Here is an 18859-nt window from a genome sequence, read left to right on the forward strand (position 1 = left end):
TACTGACCGGCGGCACAGCCGCGCCGGCCGCCGTCTCCGGCGCCCGCCACGCCGGACCGGGAGATAAGCGCGCGATTTCGGGGCTCCGGCACCGGTAGCATCGGATTCCGGAGCCCCGCCCGCCCCTTCCGCGGGCCCGCGGGGACGTCTCAGCGATCCGTGCCCATGGATGAAGGAGCCACCGTGTCTGCCGCCCACGATCTGCACATCACCCTCGCTGGAGCCGAGCGCGTGGTGGCGGCGGGCACGACGGCCGGGGAGGCGCTCGACGCCGACGGCCGGTCGGTGATCGCGGCCAGGATCAACGGAGACCTGCGCGACCTCGCCGCCGAGGTCGCCGACGGCGACGTGGTGGAGCCGGTCGCCGTCGACAGCCCCGACGGCCGCGCCATCCTGCGCCACTCCACCGCCCACGTCATGGCCCAGGCCGTCCAGGAGATCTTCCCCGAGGCGCGCCTCGGCATCGGCCCGCCGGTCGAGAACGGCTTCTACTACGACTTCGACGTCCGCGAGCCGTTCACCCCGGACGACCTCAAGCGCATCGAGAAGCGCATGCGCGAGATCGTCAAGCAGGGGCAGACCTTCCGTCGGCGGCCGGTGAGCGACGACGAGGCCCGCGAGGAGCTGGCCGCCGAGCCGTACAAGCTGGAGCTCATCGGGCTCAAGGGCGGCGCGGCCGAGGCCGGGGAGGGCGCGAGCGTCGAGGTGGGCGGCGGCCAGCTGACCATCTACGACAACCTCGACCCCAAGTCGGGAGACCTGTGCTGGAAGGACCTGTGCCGCGGTCCGCACCTGCCCAGCACCCGGGTCATCCCCGCCTTCAAGCTCATGCGGTCGGGCGGCGCCTACTGGCGGGGCAGCGAGAAGAACCCGCAGCTCCAGCGCATCTACGGCACCGCCTGGGAGTCCCGCGAGAAGCAGGACGAGTACCTCCACCTGCTGGAGGAGGCCGAGAAGCGCGACCACCGCAAGCTCGGCGCCGAGCTCGACCTGTTCTCGTTCCCCGACGAGCTGGGCTCCGGCCTGCCGGTGTTCCACCCGAAGGGCGGCGTGATCCGCCGGGTGATGGAGGACTACTCCCGCCGCCGGCACGAGGAGGCGGGCTACTCCTTCGTCAACACCCCGCACATCACCAAGGACAACCTGTACAAGATCTCCGGCCACCTCGACTGGTACGCCGACGGCATGTTCCCTCCCATGGAGCTGGAGGGCGCGCGCTACTACCTCAAGCCCATGAACTGCCCGATGCACAACCTGATCTTCGGGGCGCGCGGGCGGTCCTACCGGGAGCTGCCGCTGCGGCTGTTCGAGTTCGGCACGGTCTACCGGTACGAGAAGTCGGGCGTGGTGCACGGCCTCACCCGGGTGCGCGGCCTGACCCAGGACGACGCGCACATCTACTGCACCCGCGAGCAGATGCGCGACGAGCTCACCTCGCTGCTGCGGTTCGTGCTCGACCTGCTGCGCGACTACGGCCTGGAGGACTTCTACCTGGAGCTGTCCACCAAGGACCCGGAGAAGTTCGTCGGCTCCGACGAGACGTGGGAGGAGGCCACCCAGACCCTGCGGGAGGTGGCCGAGTCCGAGAAGCTCGAACTGGTCCTCGACCCGGGCGGCGCCGCCTTCTACGGCCCGAAGATCTCGGTGCAGGCCCGGGACGCCATCGGCCGGTCCTGGCAGATGTCGACCATCCAGCTCGACTTCAACCTGCCCGAGCGCTTCGGGCTGGAGTATCAGGCGTCCGACGGCACCCGGCAGCAGCCCGTCATGATCCACCGGGCCCTGTTCGGGTCGATCGAGCGGTTCTTCGGCGTCCTGGTCGAGCACTACGCGGGGGCCTTCCCGGCGTGGCTCGCCCCGGTGCAGGTCGTCGGCATCCCGATCTCCGACGCCCACGTGCCCTACCTCCAGGACGTCGCCAAGCGGCTGCGTGAGCAGGGCATCCGGGTCGAGGTCGACGAGAGCGACGACCGCATGCAGAAGAAGATCCGCAACGCGCAGAAGGCCAAGGTGCCGTACATGCTGCTCGCCGGCGACGACGACGTCGCCGCCGGAGCGGTCTCCTTCCGCTACCGGAACGGCGAGCAGAAGAACGGCGTGCCGATCGACGAGGCGGTCGCCGAGATCGTCGACGCCGTCGAGCGCCGCATCCAGACCTGACGCCCTGCCCGTACGGGCTCCCGCGGGAGCCCGTACGGCGGGTCGGGGGCCTCGTCCAGGCAGCCCCGACTCCCGGGACCGGCGCGGTCAGGCGTCCGCGTCGTCGCCGGAGGGGCGGCCCGGCATGCGGACGTCGTCGACGGTGACGTTGACCTCGACGACGCGCATGCCGAGCATCCGGCTGACGAGCCGGGCGACGTTGGTGCGCACCTCCGTGGCGACGTCCATCACCACATGCCCGTACACGATGACGATCGTGACGTCCACGGTGACCTCGCCGTCGCGGATCCCGGCCCTGACGCCCTGGTTCGCCCGCTTGGCGCCGATGCCGATCCGGTCGCGGACCGACTCGAGGGCGCGCTCCACGTCGCCGCCGAGGTCCGCGACGCCCGGGATCTCCAGCGCGGCCAGCGCGGCGACCTTCTCCACCACCTCGTCGGCCACCTTGATCCGGCCCCTGACGATCCCCGTGCCCGAGGTCTCGGCCCCGGAGGACACGCTCGCGGCCCCGTTCTGCCCGGCCGCGTCGGACGCGGCCGCCCCGTCCTGGCCCGCCGCCCCGTCCTGCGCGGGCGCGCCGTCGGACCCCGGCGCCACGGGCGCTCCCTCCAGCCCGGACGCGGGCGAGTCCCCGTCCGCGGCGTCCCCGTCCACGGCGTCCCCGGGCGTGGCGTCTCCGTCCACCGCGTCCCCGGTCGTCCAGGGCTCCTCGCCGGTCTCGTCGCCGGTCTCGGAATCCTCCTGCCACTGCCCGGCCCGCACCTCTGCGACCTCGCTCATCTGACCCCTCCTGCTGCTCGACGCCTCGGCGAACCCCGATCGGCAGGGGGATTCTGCCGGATGATCTCCGGAAATACCGGATATCTGCTGATCTGGTGGGCATGTGGAGCGACCGCCGTCCCGCGACCGGCGTCCCGCCGGCGGCCGCCGGCCCGGACGAACGCCGCGGCAGCGGGCCGACCCGGGGGTCCGCGGAGAGATCGGCGGGTCATATGCTGCTGGACAGGCGGCGGCGGGGATCCGGCGCGGAGCAGGGACGGAGGAGAGCGGGAACGTGGACTCAGAGCCGATCGAGCAGGCCGGCGCCGGGGTGCCCGACAACTTCCAGCGTCTGTGGACCCCCCACCGGATGGCCTACATCAAGGGCGAGAACAAGCCCAGCGGGGCCGGGACGGACGACGGCTGCCCGTTCTGCGAGATCCCCAAGCTCTCCGACGAGGACGGGCTGATCGTGGCACGCGGGGCGACCGTGTTCGCCGTGCTCAACCTGTACCCGTACAACTCCGGCCACCTGATGGTCTGCCCGTACCGGCACGTGTCCGACTACGCCGACCTGGACGAGGCGGAGACGGCGGAGCTGGCCGAGTTCACCAAGCGGTCCACGCAGGCGCTGCGCAAGGCGAGCGGCGCGCAGGGGTTCAACGTCGGGATGAACCTCGGCAGTGTGGCCGGCGCGGGCATCGCGGCCCACCTGCACCAGCATGTCGTGCCCCGGTGGGGCGGGGACACCAACTTCATGCCGGTGGTCGGGCGGACCAAGGTCCTGCCGCAGCTCCTGCGCGACACCCGGGAGCTGCTCGCCGACGCCTGGCCCGCCTCCTGAGCCCGACCGTCCCCGAGCCGGGGGCGGTGGCCGGTCAGCCCGTACGGCCGGCGTGCGCGCCCGCCGTCGCGGGCACCGGGTCGCCGAGCTGGAGCGCCCGGATGCCGGCGCTCAGCACGAGCGGAACGGCCAGGGCCAGGGCCATCGAGAGCACGGCCGCGCCGGAGTCGTTCACCAGCATGCCGACGACGCCGCTGACGAGGGCGCCCAGCAGGCCCGCCTTGAGCGTCGGGGCGCGTTCGAACGCCACCGGAAGGGCGCCCGCGCTCGCCTGACCGGGCCGCAGCAGCGCGAAGACCAGGAACGCGAACGCCGCGATCACCACGGGCATCAGGTTGGGGCTGATCAGCGTGTGCAGCATGGCCCCGAGCTTGCGGGAGATCACCGGCAGGAACGTGCCGTCGAGCACCTGCCCGACGAACCGGCCGAGGTGGGTCTGGCTGTCCGGCGGGCGCAGGTAGTCGAGGAACGCGATCCCCATCACGACCACGCCGCCGGCGACGCAGAAGGCGGCGAGCCGGATCACCGACACCCGTTTCCCGGCGACCAGCAGCGCGGCCACGGCGATGCCCGGGACGAACGCGATCACCCCGCCGAAGTCGCTGCCCACGCCCGGCCAGCCGTCCAGCAGCATCGCGAACCCGCCGAGCGCGGCCACCAGCGCCACCCCGAGCGCCTTGCGTCCCGAGCGGACCAGCCGGTCGGCGACCACCGTGGTGACCAGCAGGACGGCGGTGGCCAGCAGCGCGAACGGGATGTTCCCGAGGCCGTAGTAGCGCGCGCCCACCACACCCGTGTAGCCCATGACGCTGTTCAGCTGCAGCGGGGTGCCGGTCAGCAGGTCGCCCAGCAGCACCGCGGCCGTCACCGCGGCGATCACCGCGACCGGCCCGACCACGCCGCGCCGCCACGGCCCGGCGAGCGCCACGACGGTCAGCGCGGCCGCCGCCAGGGCGATGCCCCCCACCAGGGTGAGCGTGGGCTGCGGGGCGCGGGCCCAGGGCGTGAGGTTCACCAGGTACGTCGACACCGGGATCGCGGCGAGCGCGATGGCGGCGACCCGCACCGCGCGCAGACCCTCGCGGCGGCGCAGCAGCAGGAACGCCCCGGCGTAGAACAGCACCTGCAGCACGGCCAGCGAGGTGAAGAAGACGCCGGTCATGTTCCTGATCGTCTGCCCCGCCACGTCGCCGACGCGCAGCGCCTCGACGCGGCCGGCGAGGTCGCCGCCGCCCGCCGGGGCCGTCTCGGCCGGGACCCCGACGACGGCCGCGGGGACGGGGACGGCGGCCCGGGCCAGGATCGTCGCCGTCAGGTCGGGCAGGATCACCATGTCGTCGCGGTGGGTGGACCGCCCGCCGAGCCACCGCGCCCGCCCGCCGTCCGCCGCCCCCGGGTCGCGCAGCATCGCGGCGCGCAGGTGCGGGACCGACGCGTGGTCGCCCAGGCCCGCGAGGAGCACGGGGGCGGTCCCGAGCCGGGGGAGCACCTCGCCGAGGCGCGCGTCCGCCGCCCTGACGGCCGCCAGGCGCGCCTGCGGGGAGAGCGGCTCGGGGACGGCGGCGATCCTGTCCCCCTGGACGTACGGCGTGATCAGGTCGGGGATGTCGACGGCCAGCACGTCGGCGCGCGACCAGTCGGTCACCTCGGCGGGGGAGGCGGCGTAGACGTCCACCCGGCCGCGGCGGTCGGCGAGGGCCAGCGCGGCGCCCGGCCCCACCGCCATCGTCGTCCTGCGGGCGTCGTGGAGGGCCTGGCCGAGCGTGCCGGTGCCGTCCTGGCCGCGGACCTCCCACAGCCACGAGAACTCCGGCACGACGGCGCCCTCGCCGCTCCTGTCCGGGACGGGAGGCATCCCGCAGCGCCCCCCGACGGCCGACCTCACCCCGGAGGAGACCGTGAGCCACCCGTCGTACGGGCAGGTCACGTTGCCGACGGTGCGCACCGACAGCGAGCCGAGGGCGCTGCCGCCGGCCAGGCGCCACAGGTTCGGGGTGTCGGCCGGGGTGACGTCACTCCACAGCAGCCCGGGCACGCCGACCAGGGCGATCCGCGGCCCGCCCGCCGTCGCGGACCGGCTCGCCGTCATGGCCTCGCCCGCCGTCGCCGACGCGCTCACCGCGGAACCACCCGCCGACGCGGACCGGCTCGCCGTCGCGGATTCGCCCGCCGTCGCGGACCCGGCCGCCGCGGCGGACGCGGCCGGCGTCAGCGCGCCCGCCAGCAACCCGAGCACGACGGCGACCAGCGCTCGCCTCACCGGTGACCTCCCCGATCCGCTTCACGAACATGATCTTGCTGAAGCTCGCGTCCACGGTACCGGACCCGGGGCGGCCGCGCCCCTCATCGCGTCAACCGGCGGGGACGGCCGCGCTCTCGTTCCCCAGGCGGTCGAGGGCCGTCACGTAGTAGGCGCCGGGCGCCGTCGTCGCGTACGACGGGGCGGCGGAGGCCGGGACGACGGCCACCAGGTTGCGGGCGTCGGCCGTGGCGCACGAGGCGTCGTCGCCCGCCACCCGGTAGACGCCGTACGCCCGGGCGCCGGGCTGGGCCTTCCAGGTGAGCGTGCCGCCGGACGCGGCGACCCCGCGGGGGGCGGCCGGGGCGGTCGTGTCGAAGCCCGTGAGCAGCGGGAGCAGCGCCGGCCGGGTGTAGTGCTCCTTGGTGATGCGGTCGAGCACGCCGAGCGGGTTCTTGACGAGCTGGGCGGCGCTGAAGAAGACGTCGCCCCCGACCTCGGGGTACTTCCGGTTGAGCGCGAGGTGCGCGGGCAGTTCGCCCGCCTTGGTCCAGGCGCCGGTGGTGCCGACCTGGTAGAGCGCCTGGCCGATGTAGAGGTCGACGCCGGTGCCCTTCACGGCGTTCGCCCACCAGGGGAGCAGCACCGAGTAGTCGGCGGCGGCGAAGCCCCGCGGCCAGTAGAGCTGGGGCATCACGTAGTCGACCGAGCGGGCCTTGATCCACGCCTTCGCGTCGGCGTAGATCGCGTCGTAGCCGGACATGCCCTTGGTGGCCGAGCCGCCCGGGTCCTCCGCCTTGTTGCGCCAGATCCCGAACGGGCTGATCCCGAACTTCACGTACGGCTTCGCCGCGTGGACGGCGTGGGACACCTCCGCCACCAGCTCGTTGACGTTGCGGCGCCGCCAGTCGCCCAGCGACATGCCCTTGCCGTACTTCTTGTACGCGGCCGAGTCGGCGAACTTCGCGCCGTTGCCGGGGTAGGGGTAGAAGTAGTCGTCGAAGTGCACCCCGTCGACGTCGTAGCGGCGCACCACGTCGGTGACGACCTTGGTCACCCAGTCGCGGACCTGCGGCAGCCCGGGGTTGTAGTAGAGGCGGCCCTCGTGCTTGACCACCCAGTCGGGGTGGACCTTGGCCGGGTGGCTCGCCGGGAGCTTCGACGTGGCGCTGTCGGCCGCGCGGAACGGGTTGAACCAGGCGTGGAACTCCAGGCCCCGCTTGTGCGCCTCGTCCACGAGGAACGGCAGCGGGTCCCAGCCCGGGTCCTTGCCGGCGGTGCCGGTCAGCCACTGGGACCACGGCTCCAGCGAGGAGCGGTAGATCGCGTCGGAGGCCGGGCGGACCTGGACGAAGACGGCGTTGAACCGGTGCTTCACGGCGCTGTCGAGGATCTTCAGGTACTCGGCCTGCTGCCGGGCCGGGCTCAGCCCCGGGCGCGAGGGCCAGTCGAGGTTGTGCACCGTCGCGATCCAGACGCCCCGGAGCTGGCGCTTGGGGTAGCGGGCGCTGGTGGCGCAGGACGCCGCGGCGGTCAGGCTCTGGGCGGGCGCGTCCGCGGCCCGCGAGCGCTCCTGCGAGGGCGAGGCCTTCCGGTCCGCCTGGTCCGCCCGCGCGCCCGGCCCGAAGGTGTAGGCCGCCCCGGCCGCCACTGTGGCGACCAGGGTGGTGGCGATCAACGGGCGACTGACCTGCCTGCGGCCCCGCTCACTCACGTGGCGACCCTCCCGAATTGCCGATAAGTCCGGCCCTCAGTCTGGCATCGGCAAACGAGCGGTTTAGCCCGAAAAAAGAAATCGACTCGTGATACGCGTGTGACGAGACGCACGTAAAGGGGCTCCCCGGGCGGCGGGCGGGCGAAACCCGCCGCCCGGGAAACCCCAGGCAGGAGGCCGTTTACCGGACCGTGGACGGCCCGGGCCGGAAGAATTACTCGGCCGTCGCGGCCACCTTGTCGGCCAGGTGCGACGGAAGCGGCTCGTACCGCAGGAACGACCGGGTGAAGGTGCCCGTCCCGTGGGACATCGAGCGCAGGTCGATCGCGTACCGCGTGATCTCCAGCTGCGGCACCTCGGCCCGCACCAGCGTGCGCCCGGTGCCGACGGGCTCGGTCCCGAGGACCCGCCCTCTGCGGGAGGACAGGTCGGACATCACCGCGCCGACGTACTCGTCGGAGACCAGGACGGACATCTCGTCGACCGGTTCCAGCAGCGGGGTGGCGCACTTGGCCGCCGCGTCCTTCAGGGCGAGCTGCCCGGCGATCTGGAAGGCCATGTCGGAGGAGTCCACCGAGTGGGCCTTGCCGTCGTGGAGGGTGACCCGGATGTCGACGACGGGGTAGCCGGCGACGACGCCGCGCTCCATCTGCGCCCGGACGCCCTTCTCCACCGACGGGATGAACTGCCGGGGCACCACGCCGCCGACGATCTTGTCGACGAACTCCAGCCCGCTGCCCGAGGGCAGCGGCTCGACCTCGATGTGGCAGATGGCGAACTGCCCGTGGCCGCCGGTCTGCTTGACGTTGCGGCCCGTGCCCTGGGCCTTCCCGCCGAACGTCTCCCGCAGCGGCACCCGCAGGTCCACCTTCTCCACCTCGACGCCGTGCCGCTTGGCCAGCCGGTCCAGCAGCACGTCGGAGTGGGCCTCGCCCATGCACCACAGCACGAGCTGGCGGGTCTCGGGGTTGTTCTCCAGGCGCAGGGTCGGGTCCTCCGCCACGAGGCGGCCGAGGGCCTGGCTGAGCTTGTCCTCGTCGGCCTTTGAGTGGGCCCTGATGGCGATCGGCAGCAGCGGGTCCGGCATGGTCCACGCGGTCATCAGCAGCGGGCTGTCCTTGTCGGACAGGGTGTCGCCGGTCTCGGTCCGCGACAGCTTGGCGATCGCGCAGATGTCGCCCGCGACGCACTTGCCGACCGTGCGCTGGACCTTGCCGAGCGGCGAGGTGAGCGCGCCCGTGCGCTCGTCGACGTCGTGGTCGTCGTGGCCGCGCTCGGCCAGGCCGTGGCCGGAGACGTGGACGGTCATGTCGGGCCGCAGCGTGCCGGAGAACACCCGGACCAGGCTGATCCTTCCGACGTACGGGTCGCTGGTGGTCTTGACGACCTCGGCGACCAGGGGGCCGTCCGGGTCGGCGGTCACGCCGGACACCGGCTTGCCGTCCACGGTCGTGATCTGGGGCAGCGGGTGCTCCAGCGGCGACGGGAACCCCTGGGTGACGACCTCGAGGATCTCCCGCATGCCGACCCCGGGCCCGGAGGCGAGCACCGGGTAGAAGCTGGCGCGGGCGACCGCCTTCTCCAGGTCGTCGATGAGGACCTTGGTGTCGATCTCCTCGCCGGAGAGGTAGCGGTCCATGAGGGACTCGTCCTCGCTCTCCTGGATGATCCCCTCGATCAGGTCGCCCCGGTACTGCTCGATCAGCGCGAGCTGGTCGGGTGAGGGCTCACGCTCGGTCCGTGAGCCGCTCGTGTAGCCGAAGAACCTTTGCGAGAGCAGGCCGAGCAGACCGGCTCCGTCCACGGGAAGATAGAGGGGCGCGACGCCGTCGCCGAACGCGTCCTGGCAGCTCGCGAGGACCTCGTCGAAGTTCGCCCGCTGGTGGTCGATCTTGGTGATGACCACGGCCCGCGGCATGCCGACGAGCGCGCACTCGTCCCAGAGCATCCGGGTCAGGCCGTCGACGCCCTCGGCGGCCGAGACGACGAACAGCGCCGCGTCGGCCGCACGCAGCCCGGCGCGCAGGTCGCCGACGAAGTCCGCGTACCCGGGCGTGTCCAGAAGGTTGATCTTGATGCCGTTGTGGGTGGTGGGGGCGAGCGCCAGGTTGACGGACCGCTGCTGGCGCACCTCCACCTCGTCGAAGTCGCTGACCGTGGTGCCGTCCTCGACCCGGCCGACGCGCTGCACGGCGCCGGTCTCCGCCAGCAGCGCCTCGACGAGGGTCGTCTTCCCGGCTCCGGAATGGCCGACCAGCACGACATTGCGCACCATGTCCGGCCGATCGGCCGCGGGTGCCCTGCCCGCGGCCCCTGTTGTCGCGCCCGGTGATCTCTCGGCCACGTCGCCTCCCGAATCTCCGAGCCGCCGGGCGGGGCGCGTGGCACGCGCCGTGCGCCGGCCGCTCATGCCGTCGCTGTCCGCGCCCGGGGGCCCGCCTCGGCGGAGCCCGCGCGGGAGTCCATGTGGCGTTAACCCCCACGTCAGCTCCCCGCGGCCGCACAGGCGCGTGTTCTTCACCCTTTACCCATGTGGCGCATATCACAAGACTTTTCGGTGGAATGTGCTTGCGAGGTGGGGCGGGCGTTCATGGCCTACGATCGGACGGCGATGTTGAAACTGCTGCGCCCCGCCGTCACCCGAGTCATGACCCCGCTGGGGCGAGCCCTCGCCCGCCTCGGGATATCCCCGGACGTGATCACCGCCGTCGGGACGCTCGGCGTGGTCGCGTCGGCGCTGTTCTTCTACCCGCGCGGGATGCTGTTCGCGGGCACGCTGGTGATCACGTTCTTCGTCTTCGCCGACCTGCTCGACGGCGTCCTCGCCCGGATGACGGGGTCGGGGAGCACGTGGGGGGCCTTCCTCGACTCCACGCTCGACCGCCTGGGCGACTCCGCGATCTTCTCGGGCCTCATCCTGTACTTCGTCCTCGAGAAGGAGCCGGAGATCCTCCTCGCGGGCGTCGCGCTCTTCTGCCTCGTCGCGGGAGCATTGGTGTCCTACGCGAAGGCCCGGGCAGAGGGCCTCGGCATGACCGCGGACGTGGGCCTCGCCGAGCGGGGGGAGCGGCTCGTGGTCGTGCTCGTGGCGGCGGGCCTGTCCGGCCTCGGCGTGCCGTACATCCTGGCGGCCGGGTTGTGGCTGCTCGCCGCGGCGAGCGCTGTGACGGTCGTGCAGCGTATGGTCCATGTCTACCGACAGGCGGTGGTGCGATGACCTCCCCGGCCGGCCCAGCCGGGCGGCCCCGGCCCCGCGTGCCGATCGGCGACCGGCTGGTGGCCTCCGCCTACACGCTGGGCTGGGCCCTGGTGCGGTACGTCCCCGAGCGCGTGGCCGCGTGGTTCTTCCGCGTCCTCGCCGACGTCCTGTGGCGCAGGCGCGGCCGTTCGGTCCTGCGCCTGGAGTCGAACCTCGCGCGGGTGGTCGGCGCCGATCCCGCCGCCCCGGCGGTGCGGGCGCTCAGCCGCGCCGGGATGCGGTCGTACTTCCGCTACTGGATGGAGTCGTTCCGCCTGCCCTCGATGAGCCGCGAGCGCATCGTCTCCGGGATGAACATCACGGGGGCCGAGAACATCTTCGACAACGTCAAGAAGGGCCGCGGCGCGGTGATCGCGCTGCCGCACATGGGCAACTGGGACCTCGCGGGCGCCTGGCTCGTCCACGTCGGCTACCCCTTCACGACGGTCGCCGAGCGGCTCAGGCCCGAGTCGCTGTACGAGCGGTTCGTGGCCTACCGCGAGAGCCTCGGCATGGAGGTCCTGCCGCTGACCAGGCGGGAGGGCGGCAGCGCCATGGCCTTCGGCACGCTCGCCAAGCGGCTGCGCCAGGGCCGCCCCGTCTGCCTGCCCGCCGAGCGCGACCTGACCGCCTCCGGCATCGAGGTCGACTTCTTCGGCGCGCGCACCCGCATGGTCGCCGGGCCCGCGCTGCTGGCCATCCAGACCGGCGCCCCGCTGCTCCCCGCCGTGCTGTGGTTCGAGGGCCGCGGCTGGGGCGTCCGCGTGTACGACGAGATCCCGGTGCCCGCGGAGGGCACGCGGCAGGAGAAGGCCGCCGCGATGACCCAGAGCGTGGCGGCGGTCTTCGAGAAGGGCATCGCCGAGCACCCGGAGGACTGGCACATGCTCCAGCGCCTCTGGCTCGACGACCTGGAGCCGCGTCCCGAGGGAGCGCGGTGAGGATCGGCATCGTCTGCCCCTACACGTGGGAGGTCCCCGGGGGCGTGCAGGCGCACATCCGCGACCTCGCCGAGGCGCTGATCGCCGACGGGCATCAGGTGTCGGTCATCGCCCCGGCGGCCGACGACGCCGACCTCCCCCCGTACGTCACCTCCGCCGGCCGGGCCGTCCCCGTGCCGTACAACGGGTCGGTGGCCCGGCTCGCGTTCGGGTTCCTGTCGGCCAACCGGGTCCGCAAGTGGATCAGGGAGGGCCGGTTCGACGTCCTCCACGTGCACGAGCCCGCCGTGCCGTCCCTGGGGGTGCTGGCCTGCTGGGTGGCGAGCGGGCCGATCGTGGCGACCTTCCACGCCTCCTACGAGCGGTCCCGGGCCATGTCGGTGGCCGCGCCCATGCTGCAGAGCGCGCTGGAGAAGCTCACCGGCAGGATCGCGGTGTCCGACGCCGCCCGGCGGACCCTCGTCGAGCACCTCGGCGGCGACGCCGTGCTCATCCCCAACGGCGTCACCGTGAGCCGGTACGCCGAGGGGGAGCCGCTGCCGGGATGGGGCCCCGACGGCGGCGTCATCGGCTTCCTCGGCCGCATGGACGAGCCGCGCAAGGGGCTGCCCGTGCTGCTGGAGGCGTTCGCCCTGCTCGCCCCCGAACGGCCGGGCCTGCGGCTGCTGATCGCCGGCCCCGGCGACCCGGACGACGTCCTCGAGCGGGTGCCCCGGCCGTACCGGGACAGGGTGGGGCTGCTCGGCATGGTCAGCGAGGAGGACAAGGTCCGCGCCTACCACTCGGTCGACGTCTTCTGCGCCCCCAACCTGGGCGGCGAGAGCTTCGGCATCGTGCTGACCGAGGCCATGTCGGCCGGCGCGCCGATCCTGGCCAGCGACATCCCGGCCTTCCGCCGGGTGCTCGGCGACGGGCAGGCCGGCGCGCTGTTCGCCACGGGGGACCCGGCGGCGCTCGCCCGTGAGGCGGCCCGGCTGCTGGACGACCCCTCGCGCCGCGCCAAGCTGTCGGACGAGGCCCGCCAGGCCGTGCGGAGGTACGACTGGTCGACGGTCGCGCGCGAGGTCGTCCGGGTGTACGAGACCGTGACCCACGCCACCGGCGGGGTGGTGGAGGAGATCTCGTGACGACGCTGATCCTCGTGGCGGGCGTGATCGTCGTGCTCGCCGCCGTCTACGTCTCGTGGCGGGCCGGCCGCCTCGACCGGCTGCACATCCGGCTGGAGACCGCCCACGCCGCCCTGGACGCCGCGCTGCTGCGCCGCGCCGCCGTGTGCCTGGAGCTGGCCGGGTCCCGCATCCTCGACCCCGCCACCTCGCTCGTGCTGGCCGCCGCCGCCCACGAGGCCCGTACGGCGGGCCCCGACGAGCGCGAGCACGCCGAGAGCGACCTGTCGCGGACGCTGCGCGCGGTCGTCGACCAGGAGCGGTTCCGGGAGAAGCTGGCCGAGTTGCCCGCGGGGTCGGCCCTGCTGGCCGAGCTGGAGGAGGCGGTCGCCAAGGTCGTGTACTCCCGCCGGTTCTACAACAACGCCGCCGCCGTCACCCGGACGGCCCAGCGGCGCTGGCTGGCCCGGTCGCTGCGGCTGGCCGGGCACACCGACTACCCCCAGTTCTTCGAGATCGACGACGCCCCGCCGGAGTCTCTGGCCGCGGAATAACCCCTTCTGCCGCATTGGTGCGGGCAGCCGGGCCCCGGGCCGGTAAGCTCGTCCCGTTTCATCGCGAGGGTTCGCCAAACCGGGCGTGTCGTGCCTGGTCACGGGGGCTCTTCAGGGGAGGAGCTGTTGCGGTGCGGGCAGTGATCGGCTACACGCTGGCCCTCGGGGTCGTCCTCACCGGGGCGGCGTGCTCCTCCGACGGCGGCGGCGCCCCGCACGCGCAGGGGGAGGGCAGCCCGGCCGCCGCCTCCCCGTCGCCGACCCCGCCGCCCGAGCACCCGTTCACCGGGCGGCCGGTGAGCGCGCGCAAGCCCGTGCTCGCCGTGAAGATCGAGAACACCTCGGCCGGCAAGCCGCAGATGGGCCTGCGCAGCGCCGACATCGTCTACCTGGAGCAGGTCGAGGGCGGCCTCACCCGCATCATGGCGATCTTCTCCTCGAAGCTGCCCGCCCAGGTCGGCCCGGTCCGCAGCGCCCGCATCTCCGACCTGCACATCCTGCCGCAGTTCGGCAAGCCCGCCCTGGCCTACTCGGGCGTGCAGACCAAGATGATCCCGTTCGTGCAGAAGGCGCCGCTGTACGACGTGTCCGACAGCAGCGATCCCGCCGCCTACACGCGGGTCCCCGGCCGTGTGGCGCCGTACAACCTGTTCGCCAGCCCGCGCAAGCTCCTGGCCCACGCCCCGCAGGCCGCCAAGGCCGCCGACATCGGGTTCACGTTCTCCGACGAGCCCCCGGCGGGAGGCACGCCGCAGAAGCGGGTGACGGTCAGGTATCCGGCCGCGAGCTTCGTCTTCGCCTGGTCGGCTTCGGAGAAGCGGTGGCTGGTCACGCAGGACGGCGCCAAGGACATGGCGGCCGAGGGCGGCCAGCAGGGCGCGCCCACGGTCGTGATCCAGTGGGTGAAGACCGACCGGTCGCAGTTCCACGACTTCCACGGCAGCTACACCCCGCTCGTGCACACGGTCGGGAAGGGCACCGGCGTCGTCCTGCGGGACGGCCAGGCCTACCGGATGCGGTGGTCGCGACCCTCCGAGAAGGAGGGCACGACCTACACGACCGCGGACGGCAAGCCGATGGCGTTCGCCCGCGGACAGGTCTGGGTGGTGCTCGCCTCGCGCAAGCCCGTCGCCCCTTGATGGTCATCTCGTACAAAACGCGTGATCGACCCTGACATAGTGGTACGTCAGGGTCGGGATCGGTCAGGACCTACGATGGAGGGGAAACCCGTAGGCCCGCCGTCGTGAGGTAGACCGTGTCCAGCAGCGTCCCCGAAGTCAACGAGACCACCGCCGTCGGCACCGCCCGTGTGAAGCGCGGGATGGCCGAGATGCTCAAGGGCGGCGTCATCATGGACGTCGTCACCCCGGAGCAGGCCAAGATCGCTGAGGACGCCGGGGCCGTCGCCGTCATGGCGCTGGAGCGGGTCCCGGCCGACATCCGCGCCCAGGGCGGCGTCTCCCGGATGAGCGACCCCGACATGATCGAGGGCATCATCGCCGCGGTGTCGATCCCCGTGATGGCCAAGGCCAGGATCGGGCACTTCGTCGAGGCCCAGGTGCTCCAGGCGCTGGGCGTCGACTACATCGACGAGTCCGAGGTGCTGACCCCGGCCGACTACGCCAACCACATCGACAAGTGGCAGTTCACCGTGCCGTTCGTGTGCGGGGCCACCAACCTCGGCGAGGCCCTGCGCCGCATCACCGAGGGCGCCGCGATGATCCGCTCCAAGGGCGAGGCCGGCACCGGCGACGTGTCGAACGCCACCACCCACATGCGGAAGATCCGCGGCGAGATCAAGCGGCTCACCTCCCTGCCGGAGGACGAGCTGTACGTCGCGGCCAAGGAGCTGCAGGCGCCGTACGAGCTGGTGGCGGAGGTCGCGCGCGAGGGCAGGCTGCCGGTCGTGCTGTTCACCGCCGGCGGCATCGCCACCCCGGCTGACGCCGCCATGATGATGCAGCTCGGCGCCGAGGGCGTGTTCGTCGGCTCCGGCATCTTCAAGTCCGGCGACCCGGCCAGGCGCGCCGCGGCGATCGTCAAGGCCACCACGTTCTACGACGACCCCGATGTGATCGCCAAGGTGTCCCGCGGTCTCGGCGAGGCCATGGTCGGCATCAACGTCGACGACATCCCCGTCCCGCACCGCCTCGCCGAGCGTGGCTGGTAGGACCTCCGGTGACGGGAGCCGGCGGCGTCGCTCGCGGCGCCTCCGGCCGCCGTCCGGCGGATGATCGAGCATGACGACGGACGAGACCGCCCGGCTGGCCGAGAGCCTGTCCCTGGAGCTGCGCCACCTCGTGATGCTGCTGCGCAGGACCACGGCGGGCCAGCCCGTCACCGCGCAGCAGTACTCGGTGCTCGGCTCCCTGGAGGAGGCCCCCCGCCGGATGACCGAGCTGGCCGAGGAGCACGGCGTCCAGCTGCCCACCATGACCGTCCAGGTCAACCGCCTGGAGGAGGCCGGCCTGGTGAGCCGGGGGTTCGACGCCTCCGACGCGCGGGTGCGGACGGTGGAGCTGACCAGCGAGGGCCGCGCCCGGCTGCGCACCGTGCGGGAGGCGAGGATCGCCTACCTCGCCAGCCGGCTGGACGCCCTCACCCCCGAGGAGCGGCGGGCGCTGTCGGTCGCCCTGCCCGCCCTGGCCAGGCTCGGCCGGGCCTGAGCCGTCCGGTTTGGGCGGCCGGGACAGCCGGCCATACGCTGAATCGTCGCCGTAAGAAGGGAGCGCCGTGACGACCGCGCCGAAGATCGGTGTGCTCGCCCTCCAGGGCGACGTGCGCGAGCACCTGCGCGCGCTGGAGGCGTCGGGCGCGTCCGCGTCCGCCGTGCGCCGCCAGGAGGAGCTGGACGCGGTCGACGCGCTCGTCGTCCCCGGCGGGGAGTCGACCGCGATGTGGAAGCTCGCCGCCGCGTTCGAGCTGCTGGAGCCGCTGCGGCTGCGCATCAAGGAGGGCATGCCCGCCTTCGGGTCCTGCGCCGGCATGATCATGCTGGCCGACCGCATCGAGGGCGGCATCGAGGGCCAGCAGACCCTCGGCGGCATCGACATGGTGGTCCGCCGCAACGCCTTCGGCCGGCAGGTGGACTCGTTCGAGGCCGATCTCGACTTCGCCGGGCGCGGCACGACGCGCGCGGTGTTCATCCGCGCCCCCTGGGTCCAATCCCTCGGCGCCGGCGTTCAGGTGCTGGGCCGAGTAGCGCCGGGGGATAGGATCGTCGCGGTCCGTCAGGGACCGCTGCTCGCGACGTCCTTCCATCCGGAGCTGACCGGTGACGCGCGGGTGCACTCGTACTTTGTCGAAATGGTGAGGGAGCTCTAGGCGATGTCCGGCCACTCGAAATGGGCGACGACGAAGCACAAGAAGGCGGCGCTCGACTCCAAGCGCGGCAAGCTGTTCGCCAAGCTCATCAAGAACATCGAGGTCGCGGCCAGGACCGGTGGCCCCGACCCGGACGGCAACCCGACGCTGTACGACGCCATCACCAAGGCCAGGAAGAGCTCCGTCCCGATCGACAACATCGAGCGGGCGCGCAAGCGCGGCGGCGGCCTCGAGGCCGGCGGCGCCGACTGGCAGACCATCATGTACGAGGGCTACGGTCCCGGCGGCGTCGCGATCCTGATCGAGTGCCTCACCGACAACCGCAACCGCGCGGCCTCCGAGGTCCGCGTCGCGCTCACCCGCAACGGCGGCTCGCTGGCCGACCCGGGCTCGGTGTCGTACATGTTCAACCGCAAGGGCGTCGTGATCGTCCCCAAGGGCGAGCTGAGCGAGGACGACGTGCTGATGGCCGTCCTCGACGCCGGCGCCGAGGAGGTCAACGACCTCGGCGACACCTTCGAGGTCGTCTCCGAGGCGTCCGACCTGATCCCGGTCCGCAAGGCCCTGCAGGACGCCGGCATCGACTACGAGTCGGCCGAGGCGAGCTTCATGGCGACGATCAACGTCCCGCTCGACGAGGAGGGCGCCCGCAAGGTGTTCCGCCTCATCGACGCACTGGAGGACAGCGACGACGTGCAGAACGTCTGGGCGAACTTCGACGTCAGCGACGAGGTCATGGAGAGGCTCGAGGTCTGAGAGCGGCGGCGGAAAACGGATCGCCCGGACGGCCTGGCGCGGCATAGGTTCTCCTTCGTGGAGATTCGCGACCTCGGCATCGACGACCTCGACGCGGTGCTCGACAACCGCAGGCGGGCGTTCGGCCCCATCTCGGCGAGCGACGCGCAGACCTGGCGTGAGCTGGTCACGCCGATGCTGCCCGAGCGCCGCTACCTCGGCGTGTTCGACGGCACCCGGCTCGTGGCCGCCGCCCGGACCAACCCGTTCCGCCAGTGGTGGCACGGCCGCGCGATGCCCATGGGCGGCATCGGCAGCGTGACCGTCGCCCCCGAGGACCGCGGGCGCGGGGTGGGCCGCATGCTCATGCGGGCCGTGATCGAGCGCTGCGCCGAGCTGGGGGAGCCGGTCTCCGCGCTCTACCCGGCCACCACGCCGCTCTACCGGAGCGTGGGCTACGAGCACGCCGGCGTCCGGCACCGGGTCACCCTGCCGTCCGAGGCCCTGCGTACGCTCTCCCCGCCCGACGCGGGCGTGAAGATCCGCCGCATGGGGCCCGCCGACGCGCCGGAGCTCATGGGCGTGATCGACCGGGTGCACGCCGCCGCCCGCTCCTCCGGCCCCCTGGGCTGGGACGAGCGCACCTGGCGCCTGTGGCTCGGCGACGAGGACGACATGTGCTACCTCGCCGACGACGGCTACGTGATCTACCGCTGGAGCGGCGGGGACATCGAGGTGGACAACCTCGTCGCCGGCTCCGAGGCCACCGCCCGCGCCCTCTGGTCGCTCGTCGGGTCGGCCTCCTCGGTCGCGAAGTCGGTCCGGGCCTGCGTCGACCCCCGCGACCCGGTCCTGTGGCTGCTGCGCGAGCGGTCGAAGGACGAGGTCGCGCAGGACCGCTGGATGTTCCGGATCGTCGACCTGCCCGCCGCCGTCGAGCGCCGGGGTTTTCCCGCGGGCGTCGCGCTCGACGCGGTCGTCGAGGTCGACGACGCCCTGCGGTCGTCCAACTCGGGCATGTGGCGCCTGCGGGTGGCGGACGGCGGCTGCACGGCCGAGACCTCAGGGCCGGCCGGGTCGCCGTCCCGCTTCACGATTGGCGGCCTGTCCGCCCTGTACGCCGGGGTCCCGACCGCCACGCTCCGCCGTGCGGGACTGCTCTCGGGCGGCTCGCCGGAGACCGACGACGCCCTCGACGCGGCCTTCGGCTGCGACGCGTACATGATCGACTACTTCTGAGGCGCG

The 18859-nt window shown here is 72.8% G+C and carries 16 protein-coding genes; 12 read left to right on the forward strand and 4 right to left on the reverse strand.

The genetic code is table 11. The features are described 5' to 3' along the window. Window positions 1-183: 183 nt before the first annotated feature. Window positions 184-2160: a threonine--tRNA ligase gene (gene thrS / locus Mco01_RS33655; protein ID WP_204060863.1), complete on the forward strand. Its 1977-nt coding sequence runs from the start codon at window positions 184-186 to the stop codon at window positions 2158-2160. An 87-nt stretch (window positions 2161-2247) separates the two neighbouring features. Here the strand turns inward: thrS and Mco01_RS33660 are convergent, their stop codons facing one another. Beyond that, complete coding sequence (locus tag Mco01_RS33660; RefSeq protein ID WP_204060864.1) at window positions 2248-2940, reverse strand: Asp23/Gls24 family envelope stress response protein; 693 nt, start codon at window positions 2938-2940, stop codon at window positions 2248-2250. A 274-nt stretch (window positions 2941-3214) separates the two neighbouring features. On the opposite strand from Mco01_RS33660, the gene Mco01_RS33665 reads away from it, so the two are divergent. Next, window positions 3215-3763 carry an HIT family protein gene (locus Mco01_RS33665; RefSeq protein ID WP_239104111.1) on the forward strand — a complete coding sequence of 183 codons (549 nt, stop codon included), beginning with the start codon at window positions 3215-3217 and terminating at the stop codon, window positions 3761-3763. A gap of 34 nt (window positions 3764-3797) precedes the next feature. On the opposite strand, the gene Mco01_RS33670 is transcribed toward Mco01_RS33665, so the two are convergent. The 3 genes from Mco01_RS33670 to Mco01_RS33680 all read right to left on the reverse strand — a co-directional run bounded on the left by Mco01_RS33670 (window position 3798) and on the right by Mco01_RS33680 (window position 10060). After that, on the reverse strand, window positions 3798-6023 hold the full coding sequence (locus Mco01_RS33670; protein ID WP_204060865.1) for a hypothetical protein: 2226 nt from the start codon (window positions 6021-6023) through the stop codon (window positions 3798-3800). Window positions 6024-6114: 91 nt separating this feature from the next. After that, window positions 6115-7716, reverse strand: coding sequence for a glycoside hydrolase family 10-like protein (locus Mco01_RS33675; RefSeq protein WP_204060866.1), 1602 nt, complete (start codon window positions 7714-7716; stop codon window positions 6115-6117). A gap of 214 nt (window positions 7717-7930) precedes the next feature. Beyond that, window positions 7931-10060, reverse strand: coding sequence for an elongation factor G-like protein EF-G2 (locus Mco01_RS33680; protein ID WP_204060867.1), 2130 nt, complete (start codon window positions 10058-10060; stop codon window positions 7931-7933). 267 nt (window positions 10061-10327) lie between these two features. On the opposite strand from Mco01_RS33680, the gene pgsA reads away from it, so the two are divergent. The 10 genes from pgsA (at window position 10328) to Mco01_RS33730 (ending at window position 18853) form a co-directional block, all read left to right on the forward strand. Beyond that, a complete protein-coding gene (gene pgsA / locus Mco01_RS33685) occupies window positions 10328-10933 on the forward strand; it encodes a phosphatidylinositol phosphate synthase (protein WP_204060898.1) in 606 nt (201 codons plus the stop codon). Beyond that, window positions 10930-11895 carry a phosphatidylinositol mannoside acyltransferase gene (locus Mco01_RS33690; protein ID WP_204060868.1) on the forward strand — a complete coding sequence of 322 codons (966 nt, stop codon included), beginning with the start codon at window positions 10930-10932 and terminating at the stop codon, window positions 11893-11895. The genes pgsA and Mco01_RS33690 overlap by 4 nt, the downstream gene beginning before the upstream one ends. Next, window positions 11892-13022, forward strand: coding sequence for a glycosyltransferase family 4 protein (locus Mco01_RS33695; RefSeq protein ID WP_204060869.1), 1131 nt, complete (start codon window positions 11892-11894; stop codon window positions 13020-13022). The genes Mco01_RS33690 and Mco01_RS33695 overlap by 4 nt, the downstream gene beginning before the upstream one ends. Then, on the forward strand, window positions 13019-13555 hold the full coding sequence (locus Mco01_RS33700; RefSeq protein WP_036333518.1) for a hypothetical protein: 537 nt from the start codon (window positions 13019-13021) through the stop codon (window positions 13553-13555). The genes Mco01_RS33695 and Mco01_RS33700 overlap by 4 nt, the downstream gene beginning before the upstream one ends. Before the next feature lie 131 nt (window positions 13556-13686). After that, window positions 13687-14694, forward strand: a complete 1008-nt coding sequence (locus tag Mco01_RS33705) for a DUF3048 domain-containing protein (protein ID WP_239104112.1) — start codon at window positions 13687-13689, stop codon at window positions 14692-14694. A gap of 116 nt (window positions 14695-14810) precedes the next feature. Further along, the gene (pdxS, locus tag Mco01_RS33710) at window positions 14811-15725 is read left to right on the forward strand and encodes a pyridoxal 5'-phosphate synthase lyase subunit PdxS (RefSeq protein ID WP_204060870.1); all 915 of its coding nucleotides are present in this window, start codon (window positions 14811-14813) and stop codon (window positions 15723-15725) included. Window positions 15726-15795: 70 nt separating this feature from the next. After that, window positions 15796-16221, forward strand: coding sequence for a MarR family winged helix-turn-helix transcriptional regulator (locus Mco01_RS33715; RefSeq protein ID WP_204060871.1), 426 nt, complete (start codon window positions 15796-15798; stop codon window positions 16219-16221). A 67-nt stretch (window positions 16222-16288) separates the two neighbouring features. Further along, a complete protein-coding gene (pdxT, locus tag Mco01_RS33720; protein WP_204060872.1) occupies window positions 16289-16879 on the forward strand; it encodes a pyridoxal 5'-phosphate synthase glutaminase subunit PdxT in 591 nt (196 codons plus the stop codon). A 3-nt stretch (window positions 16880-16882) separates the two neighbouring features. After that, entirely contained in the window at window positions 16883-17635 is a 753-nt protein-coding gene (locus tag Mco01_RS33725; RefSeq protein WP_204060873.1) for a YebC/PmpR family DNA-binding transcriptional regulator, read from the forward strand. A 57-nt stretch (window positions 17636-17692) separates the two neighbouring features. Then, window positions 17693-18853: a GNAT family N-acetyltransferase gene (locus tag Mco01_RS33730; protein WP_204060874.1), complete on the forward strand. Its 1161-nt coding sequence runs from the start codon at window positions 17693-17695 to the stop codon at window positions 18851-18853. Window positions 18854-18859 lie beyond the last annotated feature (6 nt).

Source organism: Microbispora corallina (assembly GCF_016863035.1).
In the GTDB taxonomy this organism is placed as follows: domain Bacteria; phylum Actinomycetota; class Actinomycetes; order Streptosporangiales; family Streptosporangiaceae; genus Microbispora; species Microbispora corallina.